Origin of the sequence: Megasphaera sp. DISK 18 (assembly GCF_001682955.1) — a bacterium.
Classification (GTDB): domain Bacteria; phylum Bacillota; class Negativicutes; order Veillonellales; family Megasphaeraceae; genus Megasphaera; species Megasphaera massiliensis.
Genome location: NZ_LUGJ01000018.1, coordinates 1 through 26,771, shown reverse-complemented (window position 1 = coordinate 26,771; position 26,771 = coordinate 1). Strand labels below are relative to the sequence as shown.

Sequence of the window (26,771 nt, the reverse complement as noted above, 5' to 3'; positions counted from 1 at the left end):
ATATTCGTCTTTTTGACTTTACGCAAGAGGTAAGAATGTAAAGAGTTCTCAAATTACGAAAAATAACGGTCTTTTCCCTCGTCAACCCCTCCGATATGGTGTATGATAAATGGATTACAGAAACGAGGTGTTACCATTGAAACAGCGGGGACCCGGTTCCGTTTATTACTACTTTTTAAAAGAAAAGAAATTACTCCTTGTCATCACCGTCAGCGGACTATGCTACAACGTCGGCATGATCGCCGGCCCTTGGTTTGACGGCCAGTTGGCCCAGTCCCTCTACGACATGTTCGGCGGCACCAAAGAGGTATCCGATATGTACTCCCTCTGCCTGATGTACGCCCTGGTCATCATTGCCGTCCAGAGTCTGCGTTACGTAAAGCGGCTGTACGTCCGAAAATTTGCCAACAACGTCAGTCTGACCATGAAGGACCTCCTCTATCAGCAGCTGGTACAGACGCCGACAGCGGCCATGGAGGGTGAACACACGGGAACCTTGATGACCAAGATCATTTCCGACATCGACACCTGTGTCGAAGGGATGCGTAAATTCACGACGGAAATCTTCGACACGGGCGTCGTCATGGTGACCTACCTGATCATGCTCTTGGTGTACGACTGGAAACTGACCCTCTGCGTCCTATTCTTCCCTCCCCTGGCCTATTTTCTGGCCAATCGCCTGCGGCGCCTGGTTGCGGAAACGGCGGCCCGCAGCAAAGAAAGCAGCGGCGCCTTGTCGGGCATCACCCTGGACCGCATCAGCAATGCCCTGACCTACCGCGTCTACGGCGAAGAAGACGTGCAAAATGCCCAGTACGAACGTTACCTGAAAGACTATGAACAGAAGATGATCCTAGCTAATCTCTGGGAAAACACGATGCAGCCTATCTATAAAATCATCGCCATGACCGGCACGATCCTCGTCGTCTGGCTCGGCGGCCGCAACGTCCTCGGAGAGGGTTGGCAAGTGTGGGACATCGCTGCCTTTTCGACGTACCTCTCCTGTTTCGTCAAGATGTCCATCAAGACCTCCCATGCAGCCCGCCTGTTCAATGCCGTCCAGAAGGCCCAGGTGTCGTGGAATCGCATCCAGCCCCGGCTGCGGGCCTCCCATCCTCTGCCGGAACCGGTACCGACCTATCCGCCGGCATCGCTGACGGTCTCCGACCTGTCATTTGCCTATAACCCCGGTGATAAACCCATCTATCACGGCCTGTCCTTTTCGGCGACCCCCGGTGACATCATCGGCATCACCGGCCCCGTAGCCTGCGGCAAATCGACACTGGGCCTTACCTTCCTCGGTGAAAAGCCCCACGGCGGGGAGATTTTCTTCGGTAACCGTCCCTTAGGAAATGGCCAGACCGGTGCAGAAGGCATCGTCGGCTACTGCGGCCACGACAGTGAATTGTTTTCGGCGAGCCTCGAAGAAAACATTCGCTTCGGCCTTCCCGGCGACGTCACCAAAGTCATTGCCGAAGTCTGTATGGATGAAGACTGTAAGACCTTCCCTTTAGGGATTCAGACACCGATCGGCGAAGGAGGTCAGCGCCTCTCCGGCGGTCAACAGGCCCGTATCGCCCTGGCCCGAACCCTTTTCCATCGCCGGCCGCTCATGATTTTCGACGATCCTTTTGCCGCCGTCGACATGGCGACGGAACGAAAAATCTTCGAGCACCTGCGACAATCCTACCGGGACTGTATCATCCTCCTCATTTCTCACCGCCTGTCCCTCTTTTCTGAGCTCGACCAGGTCATTTGGCTCAACTCTGACGGTACGGCCGTGACGGCAGACCACCAAAGCCTGTATGAAACTCATGACGATTATCGGAGGCTCTACCGGATGCAGCAAGCCCAGCGAGGTGACCGCCATGACTAAGATATTTTGGCAAACCGTAAGGTCCAATGTCCGGCTCATCATCGGCCTGTGCCTTTCCATCGCCGCTTCTATCGGCGTCAACGTCGCTCCGCCCCTCATTTTGCAGTACATCGTCGACAGCCTGGCCGGCGGCCATTTTACAGCCCTGCCCTTACTGACGGCAGGCGTCGTCTATTTTGCCGTAAACGCCGGCAGCGGCCTCGTCGACGCCCTGAAAGAAACGTTGATTACCATCTTCGGCCAAAAGATTACCCACAGCCTGCGCACGGCCATGTGCCAAAGGCTCAGCCTCCTGCCGGCTCCTTATTTCGTCAGCCATGAATCGGGAGCCGTCACGTCCCTCTTCGTCAACGACGTCGATACCTTGGAAGACCTCTTTGACTCCGGCGTCGTCAGCATGATTGCCGACGTCCTGAGCCTCTTCAGCATCCTCGTCGTCGTCTTCCACCTCAGTCCCGGCCTGGGAATCTTATTGTGCATCGCCCTGCCCCTCTTGTTTCTCCTGACCCGCTACTTCCAACAGCGCATGCTGAAAGCCCAGCGGGACAACCGCATCGCCATCGGCCGGACGAACGAACTCATCCCGGAAACAGTCCACAACATCCGCACCATCCACACCTGCCAGCAGGAGCGCCACCTGCGGCGCCGGTACGGACAGACGATCAAGGCCAGTTTTTCCGCTATGGAGCGCAGTAATTTCTGCGACGCCATCTACTCGCCCATCGTCATTACCCTGTCGACGCTCATCATCTGCATCATGATGGCCCTCTCGGTCAGCAGCTCCTTCCTGCAGGACCTCTTCGGCATGACCGTCGGTACCGTCGTCGCCCTCATCGCCTATGTCCGCCTCATCTTCTCGCCGATTGAAAGCATCGGCATGGAGATCCAGAATATTCAGTCGGCTATGGCCGGCATCAGCCGCCTGAAAGAATTTTTCGCCCATCCCGTAGAAGAACAAGGATCCACAGCCGATTTGAATTTTACTGCCCCGCCGCTGGTTATCGACGACGTTGCCTTTAGCTACGGCCGTGAAAATGTCTTCCGCCACCTGTCCCTGGCCGTCAAGAAAGGGGAAACGGTCACCATTACGGGCCGCACCGGTTCCGGTAAGAGTACCCTGTTCAAACTCATCCTCGGCCTGTACGCGCCCCAAGAAGGCTCAATCCGCGTCTTCGGCTGCGAGCCTTCTCGCCTGGCTCCGTCCATTCGACGCCAAGTCTTCGGCTACGTCGAACAGCAGTTCCACGACGTCGCCGGTACCATCGAAGACCAAGTAACCCTCAAAGACCCTCGCGTCTCGGAAGAAGCCGTCGAAAAGGCTCTGCGACTCGTCGGCCTATGGGATCTCTGCACTTCCCTCCCCGAGGGACTTCACACGCCCTTCCGACAGGAATATTTCTCCCGCGGCCAACTCCAGCTCCTGTCCATTGCCCGAGCCGTCGTCATGAATCCGCAAGTCCTCTTACTCGATGAAATCACGGCCAATCTCGACGCCTTAACGGAACAACAGGTACTGACAGCCCTTAAGGCGGCCTCCCAAAACCGGACCGTCCTGTCCATTTCTCACCGCCTCTACGAAGCCCAAGGCGGCCGCCTCGTCGTCATGGGCACCGCCCAAAAGGGCCGTCCTTCGTAAGACACTGCCACAAACAACTCCACAGACTCACCTGATAAAGCGCTTCTCCGGATTTTGACCCGTAGGAGCGCTTTTTGCCTCTGCAGCCGCCGGAATCGGACGACGTCAGTAACAAGACGCGCCTTCCCATCCTGGCCAAAGTCTATGAAGCCTTGGAAGAGGCCCGAAAAAAAAGCCAGCTCCCGGAACGTATCAATACGCGGGAACTGGCAGAAGATCTCTGCGTCCTGGAAAAAGGATGCATTTTTGAATAGGCCCTCTCAGACGGCCGTTACCCCTTATGGGATAGAAGCCAAAAGATGCTTTGTGCCGTTTTAAAAGGGATGGCGGCTACTGATTAAAGATGGTCAGTCACCCCTTCGGCGCCTCGATAGGATCGTAATCGGCGGGCTTATCGACGATAGACGCTTCATCGATAGCCGACGGAGCCGGATCAAAACCGTCGCGGAAGAGCTTGCGAATGGCTTCGATATAAGGCGGAACGATCTCATCCATGAGGAGATAGCGCTTGCGGAAGAGGTTGCGCTTCTGCGACTTGATTTCGTCGTACTTACGGCGCTTTTCCTCAATGGGAAGGCGGAAATACCACGATTCGCTTTTATCGGGCACGGCCCCTTCGCCAATCCAAAAATCATTGAAATTGGTCTTCTTGGAGCGATTGCCGCGCAGCATGTGGCTGTTGGTATAGAAGCCGTCGTCAGTGATGACGTACATATCGCGGATGCCCAGGGTCTGGACGAAGATGCGCATCAAATAGAGGATGAAATTCTTAGGCCGGTAGCCAAAGAGCTTCTTGGTCAGGATCTTGGTCGTTTCCAACCCGTGCTTCGAGCCCTGGATGGTACCGATATACATGGACGGCGTACCGTCTCCGTTGTAATCGAAGCGGAAGTTAAAATGGTAGATCATCTGGCCTTCATGATAGAGGTAGAGCGACAAGAACCCTTCTTTTCGCTGGCCCGTATCAAAGATGAGCCGCACTTCAAGGGGCATGGACGGGTCGTCAGACGTCCAGAGCGTATAGCCTTTGCCCCAATAGATTTCGCGGATGACATCATCGGAAAAGAAGGTCCGCAAAATCGTGAAATGATGCTTTAAGGCGTCGAGGCGTTGGCGCATGGTCGAATTTTTGAACAAGAAGACGCGGGTCATGACTTCCTGGAAGTCCGGGTCATGCTGCTCAAAAAAGCCCTGCATGGGCTCATAATGGTCAAAGAAATCGTACAATTCTTCGAACAAGCCCCGATTAGAGACCGCCCTTGCAAAAAAAACGACAGCCCGCTTGTTCTCTTGAAAATTCCGAGGTCCGTATATAAGTCGCGACAAGTGCCAAAAATAGGAAATACTACGCATGAAATTCCTCCTATCAAGTACAATCCAATAGACCTATTATACGGGCAGGCCGGCGGGCTGTCAATTATTCACGTTTTAAAGGAGCTTATAACCGTCTTAAGATATCCGGCGATACGTTGGACAAATCATGAACGCCGGTAATCATCATGGCATCCATGATTTCCCGTTTCAAAGCATCTAAGTAGAGCTTGACGGCTTCAGCCTGGCCGCCGATAGCGGCAATGGCGACAGGACGGCCGACGAGGACGGCATCGGCACCGAGGGCCAACATCTTGAGGACATCTTCCCCATGGCGGACACCGCCGTCGACGAAGATCGTAAGGCGGCCTTTTACGGCCTTGGCGATTTCCGGCAGGACGTCAGCCGTACCGACCATACCGTCGAGGATGCGGCCGCCGTGGTTGCTGACGACGATGCCTTTGGCACCGGCATCGGCACAGGCAACGGCTTCTTCCGGAGACATGATGCCTTTTACGATAAAGGGCAGGGACGTCGATTTGACCAGTTCGGCAATGTCACTGGCACTCTTGGGGCCGACGGGCTGGCCAAAGATATGCATATTGATCAGCGTCGAGGCGTCGATATCGCTGGCAACGGCAAAAGCATGAGCCTGTTCCGCTACTTTAATCTTTTCAATGATCTGGTCGTTACTGCGCGGTTTAATCGTCGGAATGACCGTTTCTTCCCGCTTTTTCGAGGCGACAATACCCGATTCAAACATGTATTCCATGCCGCCGTCACCGGTAAAGCACAGGATTCCGGCATCGAAGGCGCCTTTGGAAACGGATTCGTTATAATCCATTTCAACCGTAGCCGGATCGCCGGGGACCTTGGAATTGAGGATGACGCCGCCGACCGGCGCAACGAGGACGGGCATACTGATTTCTTTACCGAAAATCGTGACGGCCGGATTGGGGTCAAGTTCACTGTCCATACTGCGCATGACCAGGCCATATTCGGCCAAGGCTTCTACGTTGCGCAGGAAGGTTTTCGCCGTCCGCAGGCCGCCAAAGCCGGGAATCATCCCCTTACAGGCCTTGCCGTCGCATTCGGGACAGACGAAACAGCCCTTCATCTTCTTACGAGCGAGTTCGCGAGCTTCTTGTAAATCCATAGAAAAAACCTCCTTAGATTTATAAAATATATAAAAAATTTAAATAAAGGATAAGCAAATATTACAGATTACGCAACTAATCCTTACTTCATTTATACAATAAGCTCCTATGATGAGTGAGGTTCACAATTTCACAATAAGGAGCGTGTATGAGAAATGTTTCTAAAAAGTATTGTTCGTATGACAGCAGCTTTAGTGCTGGCTGCCAGCCTCAGCCCCATCGGAATGGGCACCATCCATGCCGCCGATACCAAAGATTATCAGCGCATTGTCGTCCTCAGTGACGTCCATTACGGCAGTAAGGAAACGAAGAACAAAGCCCTTCGAGCCCAAAAAATGGCCAACAAAGAAAAAGCCGTTCAGGACATTAATTCTTGGAAAGACGTCGATCTCTGCGTTTTCACCGGCGATATGACCCAGTTGGCCGGCAGTAAAGAAGAACATCGTCTGGCCCATGAACTGACCGACAAGGTAACCCATCCCAAGGCCTTTGTTGCTGGCAACCATGAAGTCGTCTACAGTGAAGTACCGGAAGTCGATGGAAAATTACAGCCTGCCGATCCCTATGAACGGATGAGCCACATCGGCCTTTACCAAGAAAGTTACGGCCCCCTCTATTATGCCAAGGACCTGGGAAATTACCTGCTTCTCTTCCTGTCGCCTGACGAAATCGAAGGCCATATCAATGCCAGCGGCAAACCCTATGCAGTTGAACTGTCACAGGCAGAGCTAACCTGGCTGAAAGCGGAACTCTCGGCCAATAAGAATAAGCCGACTCTGATTTTCTGCCACACGCCGCTGAATGGGACGATTCTCCCGGACAACAGTGAAAACCAGGCCCGCAACTTCACGGCACCGGTACAGGACATCCACGACATCTTAGTCAAGAATCCTCAGGTCCTCGTTTGGGCCTCGGGCCACACCCATACGCCGCCGACGGATCCGAGCTTCAATAATCCCATCAACCAGTATGCCGACACACAGGTTTTAGATGTCTATAATCCGGCTTGGGAAGGTGACGAAATTTGGACCAATTCTTTCTATCTCTATCCCGATAAAATCGTGATTCGGACCTACAGCCACAAGAATCAGCAGTGGCTGCCCCAATTCGACCGCACGATCATGCTTCCGTCGGGCTTGAAAGCCGCTAAACCGGCAGCGTAAGAGCTTAACGGGTAAAGATTTTATTAGAAGCCCGATCCTTATAATGCTGTTCCAGCATGCGGACATGAGACAAGAAGGCCGGATCGTCAAAATACTTGGCCCCATAGGGACAAGTATGGACGCAGCGCTGACACTTGATGCAGATGCCCGTTACCCGGTCCGGCCGTTCCTTATCGATGGAACCCATGGGACACTGGCGGGCACAGAGGCCGCAGGACGTGCATTTTTCCATATCCGTCTTAGGGACGGCCTTTAAGAATTTCGCCGGCTGCCCGTCTTCCCCTTTGGGAATATAGTAAGGTGCTTTCGCATCGCCGTCAACGGCCAAGGAATTGGTCGGACAGTCTTCCCCTTGAAGGCTTTCGATGACGCGGCCGGCCAAGCTCCTGACGTCAGCCAGGTCATCCTCATCGGGACGGCCTGAGGCCAGTATCTTAGAAAAGGCATGCTGGGCGACAAAGGCACCGGCACCGACGAGGTTGAAATCGTTTTCTTCCAGAATGGCACAGAGTTCGGCCAGAGAATTGTCAAAGGAACGGTTGCCGTAGGTCACCATGGCGACAGCCGGCGTTCCTTTTCCGAATAATTTTTCTCTGTACGTCGGCATGATTTTATTGGGAAGCTTTCCGGCATAGGTCGGCCCGCCGACGACGACGAGATCCTGTGCAGAAAAGTGATACTCTCCTTGGCGCTCAGCCGGAAGGTCGAAAGACACCGTCTCAAGGGGCACCTGAAGAGCCTTGGCAATCTCGCCGGCCAGACAGTCGACGACGGCCTTCGTATGGCCGGTCGGGCTGAAATACACAGAATAAACTTGCTGAATCTTCACATAAAATCCCTCCCAACACGAGGAACGATAAGTTGTATACCTCCATTATATAGAAAACAGGCGCTAAAGTCACTGACTGCGCCTGTTTTCTTTTTATTTTTTGTGGTACAATCAAATCCGTGATTGACGACGAATGAAGGAGGTGTCTCATGAAAAAGAAAGTATATGCCGTCCGCAACGGCCGCAAGACGGGATTATTCATGTCCTGGGATGACTGCAAAAAACAAGTCGATGCCTTCCCGGGGGCTCGCTATAAAAGTTTTACCGACGCCGACGAAGCCTGGAAATGGCTGAACGGTGAAGACGTGGTCTCGGTCCGAAAACCGGTGCAATCAAAGGATCCGACCTTAAGACCGACGACAGCATCCCTGCCTTCCGATGAGGACCAGGATTTTGTCATCTACACCGACGGGTCCTGCCTGCGCAACCCCGACGGTCCCGGCGGCTGGGCCGTTGTCGCCCGCAACGTAGCCACAGGCGAAGTAACCGAACTCTCGGACGGCCATCCGTCGACGACGAATAACCGCATGGAGCTCCAGGCGGCCATCATGGCCCTGCGCTTTGCGCCGGAAGGCACGAAAGTCGCCCTTTATACGGACAGTCAGTACCTGAAAAACGGCATCACCAAGTGGATGTTCAATTGGAAGCGCCGCGGCTGGAAAAAGGCTGACGGTCAGCCCGTCTTAAACCAAGGTCAATGGATGGAACTGGACAAGCTCTACGGATCTCATACAGTCACCTTCCACTGGGTCAAAGGTCACGTCGGTGTCGCCTTAAATGAACGCTGCGACCAACTGGCCAAGGCCGAAGCGATGAAATATCGATGAGACGTCAGCTTACGGCACGGATGAGGTTAAAGACCTGCTGAGCTGTGCGGGTCATGTTTCCCATAGCTGTATCGCGGTCCATGGCTTCCTTCAAGGGCATGGCCTTGTCGACGATGGAAAAGAAGGCATCGATGCCCTGCCGGTTACACTCGCCGGCATCTTCCGTCGTGCAGCCGGCCAGGGCGATGACCTTAGCCCCGTACTGTTTGGCAAGCTTGGCCACACCGATTGGGGCCTTGCCCATGGCCGTCTGGGCATCGAGGCGGCCTTCGCCGGTGATGACATAATCGGCATCGGCGACGACATCGGCTAATTTAATGGAATCGAGTACGATTTGGATGCCTGAACGAAGGCTGCCTTTCAGATACGCCAAAAAGGCAAAGCCCAGTCCGCCGGCCGCTCCGGCACCGGAGGCCTGACTGTAGTCTTGACCCAAATAAGCCTTGGTGACGGCTGCAAAAGAACGGCTGGCATCGTCAAGGGTTTTAACGTCGTCCGGCGAGGCCCCTTTCTGAGGCCCGAAGACGGCAGCCGCCCCCAACTTACCGTACAAAGGATTGGTTACGTCACAGGCGACATCGAAGGTACATTCTTTTAAGGCCGGCAGAACATGACTATCGTCGACGGAGGCGATGTCGCCTACGGCAAGACCGCCGGTCCCGACGATTTGTCCTTCTTTATCACGAAAGACATAGCCTAAAGCCTGGAGCATGCCGACGCCGCAGTCACTGGTCGCACTGCCACCAAGGCCGATGATGAAGTGGCGGATGCCTCCTTCCATGGCTTTGGCCATGACCTGACCGACACCGTAGGTCGTCGTATAGAGAGGATTGCGCAGCTCTTCCGGCACTAGGCCGAGACCGGCAGCACCGGCCATTTCGATGACCGCCGTCCCCGTATCGGGCAAATATCCGTAAGAACAAGAAACATCGTTTCCCAAAGGACCCTGAACGACGGCGCTGCGAAGCTCTCCATTCATGCCCTCTACCAGGGCTTCGACGGTTCCTTCTCCCCCGTCGGCCAAGGGTTTAACGACAATCTGTACGGGCTGGCTTCCATAGGCTTTGCGGACGCCGGCTTCGACGGCTCTCCCGGCTTCGACGGACGTCAGACTATTTTTTAACGAATCGATAGCAATGACAACTTTCATATCTTCCACTCCTTTATACACTATGAGTTATCTACATATTTATTGTGCCTCTAGTGTAACAGAGGAGTTTTTTCATTTCTATGTTACCCATACCAAGAAACGCTGCCATTTTTCGGTTTTAGAACCATGGCAGCGTTGCGATATACAGGGTGACGGCATCGCCGAAAGACCGCGGGTCGAGGCCCGTCGTCTCGGCGATTTTTTTCAGCCGATACTGAAGGGTATTCTTATGGATAGAAAGGATGTCTGCCGTCTGCTGAATGGAAAGGTTTTGTCGGTAATAGACCTGCAGCAAATGAATTTCACTGTCCGTAAGGCCCTGGCAGACATCCTGCCGATAGCGGCGCCGAAGGGGCGCGCTCAGGCTCTGCAGTAAGAAGGCCAGTTTCATGTCGTCGGCATGGATGCTGAAGGCCTCTCGGTCGGCCGCGGCCTGAAGGGCTAATTTGGCAAAGCGATACGATTCGTAGACGCGGTGAAAAGGCTCTTCGGTCCCGATACCGACGCGGACAGACGGATAAAACTGCCCCTTCCAGCGAGTCAGCTGCTTATCCCAACGGGGATAGATGTCTCGGGGAATGATGAGCACGAAGCTGTCGGGATAGATATAGGTAAAGAGCGAAATACGGAGTTCCCCGCAAGCCGTCGTCATGGCCTTGCGAAAATCATCGGCCCGGCCGGCTCCATCCTGCCAGCGAAAAACGGCTGCCACATAGAAACTTTCTGTCAATTCGGGGCGTTCGTCGGCCATCTGCTGCATCGTATCCCGGTCATGATAAATGAGGGCCATGACCTGGCGGCTGCGGTACTCCTGTTCACTGAAGGCCTCTTCATTGAGACCGTATTCTTTGAGGAATACTTCACAGATCTTGGTCAGCAAAAAACCATACTGGCTGACGACTTCCGGTTCACCCGTAATACCGATGACGCCGAGGACTTGCCGGTCCATGATAATCGGGTAGTTGACGCCTTTACTGACACCGTCTTCCGGTCGGTTCTCATGAACGGTTTGAACCTGGCGCAGCCTAGCAGCCGCTGCCCCAACTTTATGATACGTACCGATCCGTTTCTCATCGGTACTGGCCATGATGCGGCCATGACGGTCGATAAAATTGATATTCCAGCCGATGACAGCCTTCGCCGAATCGACGATTTGCTGAGCCAATTCATCGGTAATGCGAACCTTCATGTCCCCTCACCTTCTTCCGATACGGCCGGTCAGGACAGGGCTACGTCCATGGCCATCATCACCGTAAAGCCCAGGGCAAAGGACAAGACGCCGATATCGGAGTGCTCGCCGGCCGACATTTCCGGAATCAATTCTTCGACGACGACATAGCACATAGCGCCGGCTGCCAAACTGAGGAGATACGGCAAGACAGGCAGGATAAAAGCCGTCAGGGCGATGGTAATGACAGCTCCGATCGGTTCGACGATACCGGAAAGGACACCGCCGATAAAGGCCTTATGGGATCCCATTCCGGCCGACTTCAAAGGCATGGAAATGATGGCCCCTTCCGGCATATTCTGAAGGGCAATCCCTAAGGACAAGGCCAGGGCTCCGGCGGCACTGATCCCGGTCTGATCGGCGAGGAGCCCGGCATAGACGACGCCGACGGCCATCCCTTCAGGGATGTTGTGCAGGGTGACGGCCAGGACCAGCATCGTCGTCCGCTGCAAATGACTGTGCGGCCCTTCGGCCTCTTCACTGTACATATGAAGATGAGGAACGAGGCGGTCCAAGGCCAAGAGCAGAAAGATACCCAGCCAGAAGCCGACCACAGCCGGCACGAAACCAAAGCGGCCTAAATGGGCCGATTCTTCCATGGCCGGAATGAGGAGACTCCAAATCGAGGCGGCAATCATGACGCCTGAGGCAAAGCCCGTCAAACCACGCTGAACCTGGTGGTTCAATTCCCCCCTCATGGCATAGACGCAGGCGGCCCCTAAGGAGGTCCCGGCAAAAGGAATTAAAATGCCAATAATGGCACTGTTCATTGTACTGTCCATAGTAAAACCCCTTTCATATCCTATATTTTTCCTTTCATTTTACCTATCTGCGGCCCTCCTGTCAATGACCCGAAAGGCGTTTAAAATGGGATTAATCCACAATTTCCAGCCGTTTTCATTTCGCTCGGATCGCGGAAAGGAAATCACAGACGGGACAGCAAAAAAGACTATAATCATCGTGACGGGTGCAACAATAAATTATAGCCTTTCCTGACTTCGATTATATTACGTTGTAAAAACCCAAGTTTCACCATGGATGTAAATCGCTATGGACAAGGGGCTTGAACACTTCGTCTCATAGGCCTGATATCCCTCGTGGGAAGCCATGGTTTTCTATGAAAGCTTGGATTTAGGTTACTCTTCACTGGCTAAGGCGCTGTCGCCTGTAATCTTACCGGGAAGGATCAACGACAGGATCATGCACACTAACGCCGGTACCAGCCAGCCTAAGCCGCTGTCGCCTAAGGGCAGTCCTTGAATCAACGTCCCTGCTGCCTGGACACCGAAGAACTGGTAAGCGATGTCGATGGCCGATACCATGCCGGCCGCCGCTGCGGTGCAGCGCATGCCCAGCTTCGACAGGTTGACGAATTTGTTGAGGATAGTCAGCATGACGACGACGATGGCAATGGGATAGACGAATAACAGCAATGGCAGGGTAATCTGAATGATCTGGTTCAGTCCCAAGTTAGCTAACAGGAAGCTGACGACGCAGATGAGGGTAACGTACTGCTTATAGGACAGGACGGTAAATTCTTCGGCAAAGAAGGTCGAAACGGCGGCGATGAGGCCAACCGTCGTCGTAAAGCAGGTCAAGGTGACCATGACGGCCAGAAAGGCCATGCCGACGGTGCCGAAAATCTGGAACGACGTCTGGGACAGGACGTAAGCGCCGAGGTTGACGCCGGGATCGGAATAGACCGACTGGGGAATGGGAAAATGATTGCCGAGGAGGGCCAGTCCCAAGTATAAGCAGCCCATGAGGACAGCGACGGCGGCGCCGGCCATCCAGACACTGGCCATGTGTTCCTTCTTCGAAGTGAAATGAATCCGCTTCATGGCGCCGATGGCGATGATGCAGAAAGCAAAGGAAGCCAGGGTATCGACGGTGTTGTAGCCTTCGATAAAGCCGGTACCAAAGGCCGAGGCCGCGTATTTCCCCATGGGAACCGCTTCCGACGGCGTCGTATAGGCAATCATGCCGACGATGATGATCAAAATGATCATGACGACGAAGATCGGCGTCAATACCTTACCGACGCGGTCGAGGAGTTTCGACGGCGTAATGGACAACCACCAGCCGCAGGCAAAATACAGGGCCGTGAAGATGGCCAGGGGTATCATGCCGTCACCGGTAATGGGCAGGATGCCGATGGAAAAGGACGTCGCTGCCGTTCTGGGAATGGCCATCAAAGGTCCAATGGCCAAGTACATCAACGTTAAAATAATAAGGGAAAATAAGGGCGAAATCTTACGATTCATTTCGGCTCGGAAGCCTCCGGGATTAAAGGTCCCCATGATGACGGCGACGACGGGCATGCCGATGCCAGATAAGAGGAAGCCGAGGATGGCCGGCGTAAAAGCCTGGCCGGCCTGAAATCCTAAGGACGGCGGGAAAATAAGGTTCCCGGCGCCAAAGAACATACCGAATAATAGCAATCCAACTTGTGCTCCATTTTTGAACATAAACGGGATAACTCCTTTCTGAGTAGACATTATCTCCGTCTATTTTAAAGTTTAAAGCTGGCGCTGTCAATTATAAAGTATGCATCACAAGACCCTTGTTATTTCAGAATTACATTGCCTACCGCCTGGGCGACGAGTGCTTCCCCATTCGGTTCGGAATGGAGCATGTTGAGGTACATACAGGACAGCTGGGCTTCGGCATAATTCTTGAAGTAATTGAAGGCTGCGCCGTTGCTGTCGCTGCCGCTCATGCCGTATTGCTGAACGGCGATTTTCTTTAAGAGGGCTGATGTTTTCTGAGCAGACGGGGAGCTGAGGACCCAATCGTGGTCGCCGAGGTGAACGATATAGCCTTCCTGACGATGCGGTGCCGGAAGACCGTCGCCCATCTTATTGAGGGCGCCGTAGGCAATGGGATCTTTCTGAGCGATGAGGGCCGCCGCTTTGATCCACGATACGACGTCGGCTTCCCCTTTGGCATCGTTCGGTGCGCCGTGAGCACAGGCCTGAGCGACGACTTCTTCCGCCGGCAGGCTGCGGTACATCGATTCGGCAATGGACAGGACGTGATGAGCGCCTTGACCGGCAATGGTGTATTCCTTTAAGGACGAGCCGTCGGCCTGCCACTGGAATACGAAGGGTTTCATGATATCGTGGAGGAGCTGACCGGCTAAGGCAATGTCAGACTTCACACTGTAGCAGAACACTTCTTCATAGGTACGGATGATGCTTTCCGTAATATGGACGTTGGCACTGACGTGGGTGGACAGGCCGCCCGGATAGGGATGGTGGCTGCCGTAGCCGCTGCCCGGTGCCGTCATGAAGGGCTGTACCTTACCCGAGAAGGGCGGCAGCAGATGCTGGACGTCGATTTTTCCGGTATCGATGAGGCCGGCTGCTGCCAGCTTCGAATAGAGCATGCTGATGGACGAAGCCGACGTATATTGCTGCATGAACATCGGCGTCGGATGCTGGATCATGGTCGTTACCGTATCGCGCAGCCAGCCGTCTTTCAGTTGACGAGCCTGTTCCAATATGTAAGAATAATTACGGGTAACCAATTTCGATGCTTTGGCACAGACTTCGGCGTCTTTCGGCAACTGGCTAAACGATACGGGCGTCAATTCCTGTTGGGAAAGGCTCGATCCGGTGCTTTTGGCTGCAGAAAGGTCGGGCATGGAGAATAAGGCCGCACCAATCGCCGTACCTGCAGCCATCTTCAAAAATGTCCGTCGTGAAAAATTATGTTGTTCCATGGTATAATCCCTCCTAAAAGTACAAACTAAGGACAGTATAAGTCCGTTTTGTATAAAAAATGTATATGCTGAGAAAAGATAAAGAAAAAATAAATAGTGAGGGATAATTTTACAAAAAAGCGATTCTTTCTTTACCCAAAGGCCACATTTTTTACCTATACTGATAAAAAAAAGCAAGGAGGTTTTTCTTATGTTTGGTTTAGGTGTTCCTGAATTAGTCCTCATTTTAGTCATCGGTCTGGTCATCTTCGGGCCGGGCAAACTGCCCAGCATCGGCAATGCCCTCGGCAAGAGCCTGAAGGAATTCAAAGAAGCCGTCCACGAACCGGCTGCCGCCAAAGAAGACATCAAAGAAACGGTTTCCGAAGCCGTATCGCCGGCGTCGACTGAAAATCATGGAAAGTAAAGAAGCCGTCATGCCCCTCACGGGGCATCTGTCGGAACTGCGCCGCCGCCTCATCATTTCCATCGCCATGTTGGCCGTCGGCATGATTCTCAGCAACTTTTGGCTCGATGAGATCATGGCCTTTCTGTCAGCGCCGGCAGGAAAGCTCTATTTTATGAAACCGGCCGAAGCCTTTTTCATCTATTTCAAAGTCATGTTAACTGCCGGCGCCATCATCACCGCGCCGGTTCTTTTTTACGAATTTTGGGCCTTTTTGGTCCCGGCCTTTACGACCCACGAAAAGCGCCTGCTCTTCTTTTTAGTGCCGACGTCCTTGAGCCTCTTCCTGTCGGGCATCGCCTTCTCGTGGTTCATCGTCCTCCCCCGGGGCCTCCAGTTTTTCCTCAACTTTTCATCAGATGCCGTCCAGCCCCTGCTCTCCATGGAAAGCTACCTCAATTTTGTCTTCATGCTGGTCCTGCCCTTCGGCCTCATCTTCAACCTGCCCTTGGTGCTCATCGTCTTGGCAAAACTCGGTATCATCAACTCGGACATGCTGGCGAAAAAGCGGAAATACATCATTCTCTTATCCTTCGTAGCCGCTGCCGTCATCACGCCGACGACGGATATTCTATCGCAGTGCCTCTTAGCCATGCCCATGATCGTCCTCTTAGAAATCAGCCGGCTGATCATCAAATACGGCCTGCGGACCTGACAGACTCATACCCCTTCAGACTGCCCTTACGCGGCAGTCTTTTTTTATGGTATACTAAAGGCGAACGTCCGATGGACGAATCCAGATAAAAGAGGCAATCCCATGGAAAAACATTTCGATATCAACGAAGAGGGCTACAGCGTCCGCTGCCGGCTCTTCGTTCACGACAGCCATAAAAACGAACGCACCTTCGACCACGTAGCCATCGTCACCCACGGCTTCGGCAGCAGTAAAGACACGGCCGGCACGGCCCACTTTGCCGAACAGCTGACCTCGAAGTATAAAGATTTTGCCGTCATCGCCTTTGACTGGCCCTGCCACGGTGAAGACGCCCGCAAAAAGCTGGCCGTTCCCGAATGCATGACCTATTTGACCCTGGTCACAAACTACGCCAAAGACACGTTGGGCGCGAAATTCCTGTACAACTATTCCACCAGCTTCGGCGCTTATCTCACCCTGCGCTACATCCTCGAAGTCGGCAATCCTTTTCGAAAAATTGCCCTGCGCAGCCCCGGCGTCAACATGTATGACAGCATGAGCAACCACATCGCCGAAGAAGGCTTCGCCAAGCTCAAAAAGGGTAAGGAAATCCAAGTCGGCTTCGAACGAAAAATGAAAATCGACCAGACCTTCATGGATGATTTAAAGAGTTTTGACGTCAATGACCACGAATACTTCGACGTCGCCGACGACATCCTCATCATCCACGGGACGAAGGATGAAATGATTCCCATCGCCTTATCCCGGCAATTTGCCGAAAATAACGTCATCGAATTCTACCCCGTCGAAGATGCCAACCACCCCTTCCAAAATCCCAATCATATGGCCCTGGCCATCCATAAGATCATCGAATTCTTCCGACCGGAATCGTAATAATCCATCAAAAAAAACGACCTGTTGACGAAAGCATCGTTCTTTCATCAACAGGTCGTTTCGTATATCCTCGTTTTTTTAAAAGGAGCCGCCGCGGCCGCCATGGCCGCCTCCGCCGCCTCCCAGGTTAAAGCTTCCCGGCCCGCTGTCATCGTCATCACGACGGCGAGGTTTGGGAATGCGCTGTACCGTGAGGAATAAGAAGGTATCGGTCTGCTCAGACAACTGGAAGCTGTGCGAATCAAAATAGGTATCGGCAGCCGTTGCCCTTCGGACGTTGCTCATCCGCATGATGAGGTAGCTGCGGAAGATCATGGCAGCCAGCGCGGCCAAAACAGCCGCCGTCGCCAAATCCAGCCATTGATAGGCATCGTCCTTATCATAGGCCTTGCCCTGATCGTTATAATAGGCCAAGAGTTGGCCCGACGAATGGGCATACTCCTCAAAGGCCTCCATGTAATTGCCCTTCTTTAAGAGGGGCAATACGGCATCCTCGATATGCTTCAGCCCGTCCGTGTCGCTGACCTTGTCACGCATGGTCCGGTCCGTCACGATATACCACTGGCGCTGGTCCATGGCCACTACGAAGACCATATTGCCGTTTTTTCCGTCGCCGTACTGCTCGTCGAGGACATGGTCGGCATAGTCACCGATTTTCATGCCGTGAGTCGACGACACGATATAGACGGCCAGGCGCACATCGTAGGTAAGGTTGACGTTCTTTAAGGACCTCTCCAGTTGGCTTTGCTGCGACTTCGTAAGGACGCCGGCCTGATCGACGACATTGGGAACGCCCTCCGCCAGGACCGTCCCCATGAGGATCAAAAAGGATAAGACCAACAGGGCCGTCCGCATGATAGTTTTCAACACAAGACTCCCCCCTTATATCGGCCACGGTTTACCGCCCATGATGGCGTGGACAATCAGATAAAACACCGGCAGGGTAACCAGCATGGCGATCAGAAAGGCCCAATAGGATTTCACCTTATCATAGGGCAGAGAACCGACAAAGCGGCCCGTCTGGCCGTTCATCATAAAGGTATAGGGCTTGTCCTGATAGCGCGTCGTCAAGATCCATACCGGCGCCATGGCGTATTCCACCGAGTCTTCATCCTTATGGACGAAGCCCCCTTCGAAGGAGCGGCGCTGATGATTGACAACGGTATTGCTGAGGAGGTCAAAGGAGCTTTTCTCCAAGCGGGAATCGGCCCGAGGCACGGCGGCTTCGGCATCGACGTCGTACTTATCGGCTAAGCAGCCGGCAAAGTAAGCCGAGTTAAAGGGCACGATGTCGCTGTAGTCAAAGGGCTCGATACTCTCCATATAGAGGTCATTGATTTTCTTACTGCCGTCGACGGGAATCCGGTTGAAAGTCAGCTGACCGGTGCGGTCGCACTGATAGACCCTGGTTTCGACGATGCGTTCATGTTCCGTCTCGAGATACGAATCGTCTTCAGCCCGAAAGGAGGCCGACGCCGTAACCTTGGCATTGAACAGCCAAAAAGGGACGTACATGGGCTGAACGTCTTCGATGCGGTTGTTCACCGTAAAGGCTTTAGGAAGGAGCCAATGGCCCTTATAGAATCGTTTCAAGGCCGCCACGGCTTCATCTTTCGTCTTTTTAAAGGGAATGATGAAGTCGGGCCGCAGCATCCCCGAAAAGCGGCTGGGAATGAGGGTCGGATTGCCGCAGTAGCAGCACTCGGTAGCCATCGTATTGTCATCGCAGACGATTTCAGCCCCGCAAGAAGAGCAAGTATAGCCTTTCAGCCGGGCCGCTTCCTCATCGCTCCATTCGTTGCCGGCCTTTTCGGTCTGCCACTTAGCCTGTCGGGCCGCATCGGCTTCAGCCGCCAATTGTTCCTTTTTCGCGTACAGCCCTTCGAGTACGGCGACATCGAATTTCGTACCGCAGTAGTCACAGGTGACAGTCTGGGCCTCTGGCTTAAATTGAATCGGCGCCCCGCAGTGAGGGCATTTATAACTGACTGACGTATCGGCCATGGGAATCACCTCATTCTTCAGGTTTCTTCGTACCGCAGTTCATGCAGAATTTCCCCGTATTCCCTTGTTGGCCGCAGGACGGGCAGGTCCAGTCCGGCGAAGCTGCCGGTTTCGGCTGGCCGCAGTTGGTGCAGAATTTTCCCGTATTACCGCTGTGACCGCAGGACGGGCAGGTCCAGGAAGCGGGCGCTTCCGGTTTCGCTTTGCCGCAGTTCATGCAGAATTTTCCCGTATTGCCCTGCTGACCGCAGGAGCAAGTCCAGCCCGTCTCCGATGTCGGAGTCGCTGCCGGTGCTTGAGCCTGTTGGCGGGCCGCCAATTCCTGAGCCAAACCGGCACCGGCCTGACCGGCCATATTCATGCCCATATAGCCCATGGCAGCCCCCATGGCGCCTTCGTTTCCGGCTGCCGTCCGCATGGAGTCCGCCGTAGCGTCGACCAAGGTCCCCAGTCCGATATCGGGGCGGCCCATGGTCATGCCCATTTGAGCCTTCTGGATCTTTTCTTCATCTTCTTCATTGGCCTTGACACTGTTCATTCCCATGGAGACGATTTCAATGCCCCGCAAATCGCGCCACTTCGGCGATAATACGTCGTTCAGGGCCTTCGTCAGTTCTTCCGTATGGCCCGGCAGCTGGGAATAATCGATGCGCAGGGCCGACAGTTTGGCAAAGGCCGGTTGGAGTGCCGTAAGCAGTTCCGACTTCAGCTGGCTGTCGAGACGGCTCCGATCGTAAAAGTCGGCTTCGTTGCCGGCAACATTCGTATAGAACAAGATGGGGTTGACCATGCGGTAGCTGTACTCGCCAAAACAGCGCAGGCGCACGAGGAGCGCGAGGCCCGTCGTATCGTCATAGGTCTTAAAAGGTACTTCACTGGGCGTACCGTACTTATTGCCGATAATTTCCTTTAAGTTGAAATAGTAGACCCGTTGGTCCTTTCCGGCATCGCCGCCAAAGGTAAAGCGCTCTTTCATCTGCGACAGGACCTGGTGCAGCATTTCGCCTAAATCACCGGCATAGTCCCCGGAAAAGATAGACGGTTCTGTCGACGTATCGTAGGTATATTCCCCCGATTCGGCACAGACTTCGACGACCTTTCCCGATTCGACGATCATCATGCACTGGCCGTCGTTGACGGCAATGCGCGAGCCGTTGGAAATGATGTTGTCTTCGCCTGACGTGTTGCTGCTGCGGCCGAACCGGCTGATTCGCTTTTGGCCCTTAGCCATCAAAATCGTTTCGTTCAGGCTGTCACAGTAAAAGAACTCTTTCCACTGGTCGCCCAAGACACCGCCTGCGGCGCCGATAGCTGCCTTAATTAAGCCCATAAGAAATACCTCCTACATATATGTGATATTATTTTAAACTACTTTTATGCTTCAGCCAGCGGCGGCTGCCGAAGAGCAGGACCGCCAAAAGACAGACCATCAGACAGACGGCTATCAGGCTGTGGGGGTTAAAATGAATGAGATCGTAGCCCAGCCAGACTTCCATACAGACGGCGAGGATTTTCCCGGCCATAGTAGCCGCGCCGTGTTCGGCAAAACCGATGCGGCTCAGGGCCGCAAAGGCCGTGACGACAAAGTTGGGAGAATAGGGAATGGCCCGAAAGAAGAAGACCAGCTTACAGTCGATTTTTCCGTTGAGCTGCGACAACCAGCGGCTCTTATCGACCAAGGCCTGGGCCTTATGACGAAAGACGTAGCGCATGATGATGAAAGCCAATACGTTGCCGATGACCTGGCCGGCCCAAGAGATGAGAATCCCCGGAACGAGGCCGAAGAGGATGCCGTTGACGGTGACGAACTGGACCGACGGCAAACCGGTCATATTGGTCAGGACGATGAGCAGGATCATGATAAAGACGGCTACGCTGCCAAAGGACGAGATATAATCGGTCAGTCCCGGAATATCATGCTGCAGCGTCAGCTGCCACAGGGTGCTGTAAAAAGACGGCATAAGCCAATGAATGGCCAGACAGATGCCGACCAGCAGTACCAAGGTCAAAGGCTTCATCAAATTGGCAATCATCGTTCGATTCATAACAGGTTCCACTTCCCATAATCATAGATTCACGCTTAATTTCATTTTATAGCAAAGAAGCTAAAGGCACAAGGCAAAAACAGCATTTTCCCGTAAGAGCAGCCGGTTCCCATCGCCCTCGGGGCCAGGAGTCCCTGGAACTTTTTCAAGGATACAGGACGAGGCGAACGTCCATGTCACGGTGGGTTAAAAAGTCACGTACAGCCTTTCGGGCAACGTCTAAGGCTTCTTCCGTGGGATAACCGAAGATGCCTGCTGAAATAAGAGGAAAAGCGATGGACTTACAATTCGCTTCCGCGGCCAAGCCTAAAGCCGTCTCATAACAACTGTACAAGAGTTCCCTTTCGCCTTGCCCTCCTCCCTGCCAAACGGGACCGACCGTATGGATGATGTATCGGGCCTTCAGGCCATAACTCTCAGTAAGGACCGACTGCCCTGTCGGACAAGGGGCCTTGGCCAGACATTCTTTTTGAAGTTCATCAGCCCGCGTCCCGACGGCGCGGAAAATAGCCCCGCAGACGCCGCTTCCGGCCAGCAATTGAGAATTAGCCGCATTGACGATAGCGTCGGTGTCCATGGTAACGATATCGCCATGAACGATTGAAAAAGCCATAGAAATCACTCCTTTTAAAAAGTATCTCCGTACGGAATATTGAACTAAACAAAGAGGACTGCCGCTCGAGCGGCAGTCCTCTCTCATACATGCTCCGGCCGTCGAACTGGCAAGGCTATGTTTACTATCCAACGGTACGGACTAACAATCTTCGTCCCAGGCGTTGATGACGACCGGTTCCGTTTCCAGCATGGCCGCCTGATCCGGGCTGAAGTGGCGGCGGTCGATGACGGCTTCATAGACGTATTCTTTAAAATACTTGGCCGAGCAGACGAAATACCCCTGATCGCCGACGTCTTTGCCCCAGGAATTTTCGATTTTCCAGCGGTCGGCCTTACCGTCGCTATCGAAGTGGACGCCTGTAAGCAGCATGGCGTGCGTCGCCGAACTGCTGCCGTACTGCAGGCGTTCCCCCTTAGGCATGTCTGTCGAAAAACCGCCTAATAAGGCTTCATACTGAACGCTGTCCGGATCCCAGACGCCGTCTTTTCGAGCGCCGAAGGCACCGGCATCGCAGGCAAACCACACGGCCTGGCCGGCTTTGAGCTGTGTGATGCACAAATCTTCCAGCTCTTCTTGGGACAGGTGGAGGGCTTCCATATCGGAGCCGGCCATATTTTCAATGCCGTGGAAGCGGATGAGGCGATGAAGGGGCTTATCCGGCGTCGGTTCGTGGATGACCGGCACGTAATCGCGGAGGGAGATGCCGACGTACTTCTGATAAAATTCCTGAGGCGTCAGATTTCGTTCTTCGTGATAGACCTTGTCCTTGTCGCGATAGGCGAAGTCAAAGGTCCGGACGGGCTGACCGAAGGCGATGCATTCGGCCTTATAGATTTCAGCCAACATTTCCTGTTTACGTCCATAAGGATCTTTTCCGGCCAGGACCAATTCCCGCAGTTCCATGGCGTCTTTTCGCAGGAGGCGGTTCATCATGGCCACGAAGCGATCGGTATGATCCGACTGGTACGATTCGGGCTGGACCTGTTTAGGAACGACGCCGTATTTTTCGATGAGGTCTACGGCTTCCGTCCAGTAGCCGCCGTCGGTCATGCCGCGCAGGACATACTGCATAGCCTGTCCCTTGATCGGTTCATGGGCATTTTCAATGACCATTTCCAAGAAGTTGTTGGCTTTTTCTAATTTGTCATAAAAAGACAAATAATTTTGTGACAGTTCAAAGCTGTCGAGACGGCAGGTTTCAGCCACCTTTTCCCGGAGGATATTGAGGGCCGCAAAGAGCCAGCAGCGCCCCGATTTCTGTTGGGCCGTGATTCCTCGGGTCACGACTTCGACGGAAAAGGCGCCTTTTAATTTCGCCCCCGCTGCAGGAACGTAGGAAAGTTCCGCCATATCGGTCTTAGCCAGGGCCGAATGGAGGACCTGAGCTTCTTTATCGGATGCATAGGCCTGATGAAAGCCTTGCAATACATCTTTCGTAATTTCTTTCATGGTACCTCCTATTTCTGTAACGTATAAGCCCGTTTGGCGATTTCAACGACCGTTTCGCAGGCTTTGACCAAAGACTCAATGGGCAGGTATTCGAAACGACCGTGGAAGTTGGCACCGCCCGTAAAGAGATTGGGGCACGGCAGGCCGCGGAAGGAGAGTTGAGCCCCGTCGGTACCGCCGCGGATGGGAGCCACTTCCGGCGTGACGCCAACGGCTTCCATGGCCGTCTTAGCCAGGTCGACGACGTCCATATGGCCGTCTTCGATTTTTTCCAGCATGTTATAGTAGACGTCCCGTTCTCCGAGGTCCACCGTCCCTTGGCCGTATTTATCGGTAAAGAGAGCAGCCATCTGCCGCAAAAAGGCCTTGCGCTGTTCAAAGCGCGTCCGGTCGTGGTCGCGGATGAGGATGTGCATCGTGCACGTTTCGACGTCGCCGTTCAGTTTATAGACGTGGAAGAAGCCTTCATGGCCTTCGGTGTATTCCGGCTTTTCCCCGGCCGGCAGGAGCTGCTGCCATTCAGTGGCCATGGTCAGGGCGTTTTTCATCTTGCCCTTGGCATCGCCGGTATGGACGCTGCGGCCGTGGAAGGTAATAGTCCAGTTGGCAGCGTTAAAGTTTTCATATTCAAGGCCGCCCAATTCACCGCCGTCGACGGTGTAGGCAAAGTCGGCAGCGAATTTTTCGACATCGAACAAGGCGGCACTGCGGCCCGTTTCTTCGTCCGGCGTAAAGCCGATGCGAATCTTGCCGTGCTTGACGTCCGGATGTTGGATCAAATATTCGACGGCACTGACGATGGCCGTGACGCCGGCCTTGTCATCGGCACCGAGGAGGGTCGTGCCGTCGGTGAACAAGATGTCCTGGCCCTTATATTTGAGGATTTCCGGGAAGGATTCCGTCGAAAAGACGATGTTCTTTTCTTCATTCAAGACGATATCCTTGCCGTCGTAATCATCTTTGCGGACGACTTTGATGTCCTTCCCCGAGGCATCGGGACTGGTATCGACGTGAGAAATGAAGCCGACGACAGGACCGTCGACGCCGTTGGCGGGCAAGGTAGCCATGACGTAGCCGTGTTCATCGATGGAAACATCGGAAAGGCCGAGGCCTTTCAATTCTTCGGCTAAGGCTTTGGAAAAGACGAGCTGACCCGGTGTACTCGGGCAGACGGCGTCATTTTCTTCGTCCGACTGGGTATCAAAAGAGACGTATTTCAAAAAACGATTGATCAATGCATCGCGATGGAGCATGGTAACACTTCCTTTTCTATACTACAATACTACGCCTTAATTATAACAAAAAAGAAGGATCGCTGCATTAAGGCTGTCCAGACCTTTCTGCGCAATCCTTCTCTTCTTACAGGACCTTGACTTGCTGATTCTTTTCGCCGAACTGTTCCATCAAGAGGTGCTTGATGGATTCCCGATCGGTCCCCTTTTCTTCTTCCTGCTTGATTAATTTATAGGCTCCGAATAAGGGCGACGGGCCGATTTCAGAGCTGAAGAAGCCGATGCCCTGGTTCCAGGCAATGAGCTCGAAGACGTCATCCAAGGCCCGAGAGTCGATGCCGTGGATATAGGCCTTGACCAGTTCCCGCACGGCCTGGCGATGGCGGCCGGCACCGACGGCATTGGCCAGGGACAGCATGAGGCGCATTTCATAGGGCAGGTAATGGCGTTCGTCGTTCCACGTTTCGTCCCAGAATTCGACGGCAATGCGGCCCAAATTCTTATCGATGATGGGGAAATTCAAGAGGGCTGCCGGACCGAAAGGCTTCTTCCCCGATGCCGCCTTGGCTTCACGGCGGTAGAACCAGATGTGGTATTCATGAGGCTGTACTTCTTCGACATGGTATTCAAAGCCCCGGTCGGTCATGGCTTCATAGAGCGGGTACGGTTCAAAACTCTGGATGAGGTGCAGTCCGCTGCCGGCTTCAACCTGGTCGGCCTGTTTGAAGAGGCCCTGGGAAAAGTTGCCCTTCGCTTGACGCAAATCGATGACCTTAAACTGTTCTTTTTTATCTTTCCATTCGTTATACATAGGAATACCTCCTGACGCAATCTTTCAGATAGTTCATAAGCTCTTGCTTGATGATCTTATCCTACCAGATTACGTACAGGAGGTATGTTGCTTTTCTAACGCTTTTTGATTTTTATTTTCAGAAATAAAATTTCTGTCGGAGCGAGCTGACCCGAGCGGATGAAAACAGACTTACCCTCAATCTTCCTCCGATTCCATCAGGCCGGCTCGGCTCTTTGCCATTGCCAAGTCGTCCCTCATCCATGTCAGCCAGCGAATATCCTTGCTCAGTCGGTACTGCAGGAGGTATCCTTCGTAAGAGGTCAGCAGCAACCGCGAGGCGCCTTCAGCCTCCCCTTCGGCCATCCCCGATTGACGAAGGACGGTTTGAAACAAGACCCGTATCTTTTCCAGTCCTTGTAAAAAAGCCGCTGCCAAATCCGGTTCGCTGAAGGCGATTTCCATGCCCAGCACCGAAAAGGGACACCCATAAAACCGGCCTTCTTCGGCCTCCTGTATCATAGTCGCTGCGACGCCTCGTATAAAAGGTTCCCAAGCCCCTTCCCGGTCGGCGATTTCTTCCATCATCCCCAAGACCCGTTTTTCATAAAATTCCGCAGCTGCAAAACCGATGTCTTTTTTACGCTTGAAATAAAAATAGAATGAGCCCTTGGTCACCCCGGCGGCCGTCAAAATATCCTGGACGCCCGTTGCCACATAGCCCTTTTCCCAAAACAAGCCGGCAGCCCGGCAGATAATCTTTTCCTTCGTTTCTTCACCTTTAGTCATAACGCGTCCCTCCTCCGCTACTATACAAAAAATAGAGCGGGAATGCAATACAGGTATTGACAAAATAGACTAATCGGTCTATAAATAGACCAAATGGTTTATTTTTTTTATCAGAAAGGAGTCTCCTATGACTACCTCCCCGTCTCTGCTTGCTGAAAAAATCTATCAACAGGCCTTGCTTTCCGGCTACGACGACTGCGGCATCATCGCCATCGACGAGATGGATGAATACCTGGAACGCTTCCAAGAGCGACTGGAAAAGGAACCGACGAGCCACCCCTTTTATGAACGCATCGCACCCGGTATGAAAACGAAACAGCGCTTTCCTTGGGCCAAATCGGTCATCATCTGCACCTGGTGGCTCGGCCGCTACCAGCTTCCCCCTTCCCTCGAAGGAAAATACGCCCGGGCCTTCTTTCTCGCCCCGCAAGTCTCCCTCGATGAGGAAGGCCTCCGCAAGAAAGATGCTTTTACCGACTGGCTGACGGCAGAAGGCATCCGCTGGGAAGGCGGCGAAAAAAGCTCCCACCTTCAAATCGGCGGCCTTCGCCATGCCGCCATGAAGGCCGGCTTGGGCATAATCCGGAAAAACAACTTTCTCTATACCGAGAAGGGCTCCTTCGTCATGCTCGAAGGCTTCGTCATCGATGCGCCCTGTGAACTCCACCAACATCACGACCTGAAGCCTTGCGCGCCTCAATGCCGCCTCTGTCAGGACCATTGCCCGACTCGGGCTCTTTCAGCCCCCTTTACCATGAATCCTTTGAAGTGCGTCTTTTTTTGGAATACCTTCGGGAAAAGCCAACTGCCGCCTGCGCTGCCTGAAAAAGCCATGGGGTCTTGGATCGTCGGCTGTGATGCCTGTCAAAATGCCTGCCCTTACAACCGCATTCCCGCTGCCAAACCGGAAAAGGAGACCCCTGAAAAAGTAAATCTCGCCCTGCCCTGGCTGGTGAACTGCTACCCGTCAAG

26 protein-coding genes are annotated in these 26,771 nt (G+C 53.6%); 9 read left to right on the top strand and 17 right to left on the bottom strand.

Annotated elements, in window-relative coordinates:
• Positions 1-136: 136 nt before the first annotated feature.
• From A0U42_RS04280 to A0U42_RS04270, 3 genes are all read left to right on the top strand, one after another.
• The gene (locus tag A0U42_RS04280) at positions 137-1,876 is read left to right on the top strand and encodes an ABC transporter ATP-binding protein (protein ID WP_065360009.1); all 1,740 of its coding nucleotides are present in this window, start codon (positions 137-139) and stop codon (positions 1,874-1,876) included.
• Complete coding sequence (locus A0U42_RS04275; protein WP_065360008.1) at positions 1,869-3,512, top strand: ABC transporter ATP-binding protein; 1,644 nt, start codon at positions 1,869-1,871, stop codon at positions 3,510-3,512. The genes A0U42_RS04280 and A0U42_RS04275 overlap by 8 nt, the downstream gene beginning before the upstream one ends.
• 74 nt (positions 3,513-3,586) lie before the next feature.
• On the top strand, positions 3,587-3,766 hold the full coding sequence (locus A0U42_RS04270; RefSeq protein WP_065360007.1) for a hypothetical protein: 180 nt from the start codon (positions 3,587-3,589) through the stop codon (positions 3,764-3,766).
• Between the two features lie 97 nt (positions 3,767-3,863).
• On the opposite strand, the gene A0U42_RS04265 is transcribed toward A0U42_RS04270, so the two are convergent.
• Both A0U42_RS04265 and A0U42_RS04260 read right to left on the bottom strand, forming a co-directional pair.
• The gene (locus A0U42_RS04265) at positions 3,864-4,865 is read right to left on the bottom strand and encodes a VirK/YbjX family protein (RefSeq protein ID WP_065360006.1); all 1,002 of its coding nucleotides are present in this window, start codon (positions 4,863-4,865) and stop codon (positions 3,864-3,866) included.
• An 85-nt stretch (positions 4,866-4,950) separates the two neighbouring features.
• Entirely contained in the window at positions 4,951-5,979 is a 1,029-nt protein-coding gene (locus A0U42_RS04260; RefSeq protein ID WP_065360005.1) for an alpha-hydroxy-acid oxidizing protein, read from the bottom strand.
• Positions 5,980-6,135: 156 nt separating this feature from the next.
• Here A0U42_RS04260 and A0U42_RS04255 point away from each other — a divergent pair, with 156 nt between their 5' ends.
• Entirely contained in the window at positions 6,136-7,143 is a 1,008-nt protein-coding gene (locus A0U42_RS04255) for a metallophosphoesterase (protein WP_065360004.1), read from the top strand.
• 4 nt (positions 7,144-7,147) lie between these two features.
• Here the strand turns inward: A0U42_RS04255 and A0U42_RS04250 are convergent, their stop codons facing one another.
• On the bottom strand, positions 7,148-7,972 hold the full coding sequence (locus A0U42_RS04250; protein WP_065360003.1) for a 4Fe-4S binding protein: 825 nt from the start codon (positions 7,970-7,972) through the stop codon (positions 7,148-7,150).
• Between the two features lie 149 nt (positions 7,973-8,121).
• Between A0U42_RS04250 and rnhA the strand changes: the two genes are divergently transcribed.
• Positions 8,122-8,799, top strand: a complete 678-nt coding sequence (gene rnhA / locus A0U42_RS04245) for a ribonuclease HI (protein WP_065360002.1) — start codon at positions 8,122-8,124, stop codon at positions 8,797-8,799.
• A gap of 4 nt (positions 8,800-8,803) precedes the next feature.
• Here rnhA and A0U42_RS04240 read toward each other — a convergent pair whose 3' ends face one another.
• The 5 genes from A0U42_RS04240 to A0U42_RS04215 all read right to left on the bottom strand — a co-directional run bounded on the left by A0U42_RS04240 (position 8,804) and on the right by A0U42_RS04215 (position 14,901).
• Positions 8,804-9,949, bottom strand: a complete 1,146-nt coding sequence (locus A0U42_RS04240; RefSeq protein WP_065360001.1) for a glycerate kinase — start codon at positions 9,947-9,949, stop codon at positions 8,804-8,806.
• Between the two features lie 118 nt (positions 9,950-10,067).
• The gene (locus A0U42_RS04235; RefSeq protein WP_065360000.1) at positions 10,068-11,138 is read right to left on the bottom strand and encodes a sugar diacid recognition domain-containing protein; all 1,071 of its coding nucleotides are present in this window, start codon (positions 11,136-11,138) and stop codon (positions 10,068-10,070) included.
• 29 nt (positions 11,139-11,167) lie between these two features.
• Positions 11,168-11,959, bottom strand: coding sequence for a ZIP family metal transporter (locus tag A0U42_RS04230; protein ID WP_230198025.1), 792 nt, complete (start codon positions 11,957-11,959; stop codon positions 11,168-11,170).
• 354 nt (positions 11,960-12,313) lie between these two features.
• Positions 12,314-13,645 carry a branched-chain amino acid transport system II carrier protein gene (brnQ, locus tag A0U42_RS04220; protein ID WP_065359998.1) on the bottom strand — a complete coding sequence of 444 codons (1,332 nt, stop codon included), beginning with the start codon at positions 13,643-13,645 and terminating at the stop codon, positions 12,314-12,316.
• 98 nt (positions 13,646-13,743) lie between these two features.
• Positions 13,744-14,901, bottom strand: a complete 1,158-nt coding sequence (locus tag A0U42_RS04215) for a twin-arginine translocation signal domain-containing protein (RefSeq protein ID WP_065359997.1) — start codon at positions 14,899-14,901, stop codon at positions 13,744-13,746.
• A 190-nt stretch (positions 14,902-15,091) separates the two neighbouring features.
• On the opposite strand from A0U42_RS04215, the gene tatA reads away from it, so the two are divergent.
• The 3 genes from tatA to A0U42_RS04200 all read left to right on the top strand — a co-directional run bounded on the left by tatA (position 15,092) and on the right by A0U42_RS04200 (position 16,874).
• Positions 15,092-15,307 carry a twin-arginine translocase TatA/TatE family subunit gene (gene tatA / locus A0U42_RS04210; protein WP_044503511.1) on the top strand — a complete coding sequence of 72 codons (216 nt, stop codon included), beginning with the start codon at positions 15,092-15,094 and terminating at the stop codon, positions 15,305-15,307.
• Entirely contained in the window at positions 15,297-16,001 is a 705-nt protein-coding gene (gene tatC / locus A0U42_RS04205; protein ID WP_065359996.1) for a twin-arginine translocase subunit TatC, read from the top strand. The genes tatA and tatC overlap by 11 nt, the downstream gene beginning before the upstream one ends.
• A gap of 102 nt (positions 16,002-16,103) precedes the next feature.
• Complete coding sequence (locus A0U42_RS04200) at positions 16,104-16,874, top strand: alpha/beta hydrolase (RefSeq protein ID WP_065359995.1); 771 nt, start codon at positions 16,104-16,106, stop codon at positions 16,872-16,874.
• Between the two features lie 78 nt (positions 16,875-16,952).
• Here the strand turns inward: A0U42_RS04200 and A0U42_RS04195 are convergent, their stop codons facing one another.
• From A0U42_RS04195 to A0U42_RS04155, 9 genes are all read right to left on the bottom strand, one after another.
• Positions 16,953-17,744, bottom strand: a complete 792-nt coding sequence (locus A0U42_RS04195) for a YgcG family protein (protein WP_065359994.1) — start codon at positions 17,742-17,744, stop codon at positions 16,953-16,955.
• A 12-nt stretch (positions 17,745-17,756) separates the two neighbouring features.
• A complete protein-coding gene (locus A0U42_RS04190) occupies positions 17,757-18,878 on the bottom strand; it encodes a zinc ribbon domain-containing protein (protein ID WP_065359993.1) in 1,122 nt (373 codons plus the stop codon).
• A 10-nt stretch (positions 18,879-18,888) separates the two neighbouring features.
• Positions 18,889-20,208 (bottom strand): SPFH domain-containing protein, encoded by a 1,320-nt coding sequence (locus A0U42_RS04185; protein WP_065359992.1) that lies wholly within the window; start codon positions 20,206-20,208, stop codon positions 18,889-18,891.
• Between the two features lie 28 nt (positions 20,209-20,236).
• A complete protein-coding gene (locus tag A0U42_RS04180) occupies positions 20,237-20,923 on the bottom strand; it encodes a TVP38/TMEM64 family protein (RefSeq protein ID WP_225069186.1) in 687 nt (228 codons plus the stop codon).
• A gap of 145 nt (positions 20,924-21,068) precedes the next feature.
• Complete coding sequence (locus A0U42_RS04175) at positions 21,069-21,536, bottom strand: macro domain-containing protein (RefSeq protein WP_065359991.1); 468 nt, start codon at positions 21,534-21,536, stop codon at positions 21,069-21,071.
• A 141-nt stretch (positions 21,537-21,677) separates the two neighbouring features.
• Positions 21,678-22,988: an aminopeptidase C gene (locus A0U42_RS04170; protein WP_065359990.1), complete on the bottom strand. Its 1,311-nt coding sequence runs from the start codon at positions 22,986-22,988 to the stop codon at positions 21,678-21,680.
• Between the two features lie 8 nt (positions 22,989-22,996).
• Positions 22,997-24,241 carry a peptidase T gene (gene pepT / locus A0U42_RS04165; RefSeq protein ID WP_065359989.1) on the bottom strand — a complete coding sequence of 415 codons (1,245 nt, stop codon included), beginning with the start codon at positions 24,239-24,241 and terminating at the stop codon, positions 22,997-22,999.
• A gap of 106 nt (positions 24,242-24,347) precedes the next feature.
• The gene (locus tag A0U42_RS04160) at positions 24,348-25,031 is read right to left on the bottom strand and encodes a DUF2249 domain-containing protein (RefSeq protein WP_065359988.1); all 684 of its coding nucleotides are present in this window, start codon (positions 25,029-25,031) and stop codon (positions 24,348-24,350) included.
• 177 nt (positions 25,032-25,208) lie between these two features.
• Entirely contained in the window at positions 25,209-25,799 is a 591-nt protein-coding gene (locus A0U42_RS04155; protein ID WP_065359987.1) for a TetR/AcrR family transcriptional regulator, read from the bottom strand.
• 127 nt (positions 25,800-25,926) lie between these two features.
• Here A0U42_RS04155 and A0U42_RS04150 point away from each other — a divergent pair.
• Positions 25,927-26,771, top strand: an 845-nt coding sequence (locus tag A0U42_RS04150) for an epoxyqueuosine reductase (RefSeq protein ID WP_065359986.1), incomplete at its 3' end; no start/stop codon positions are given.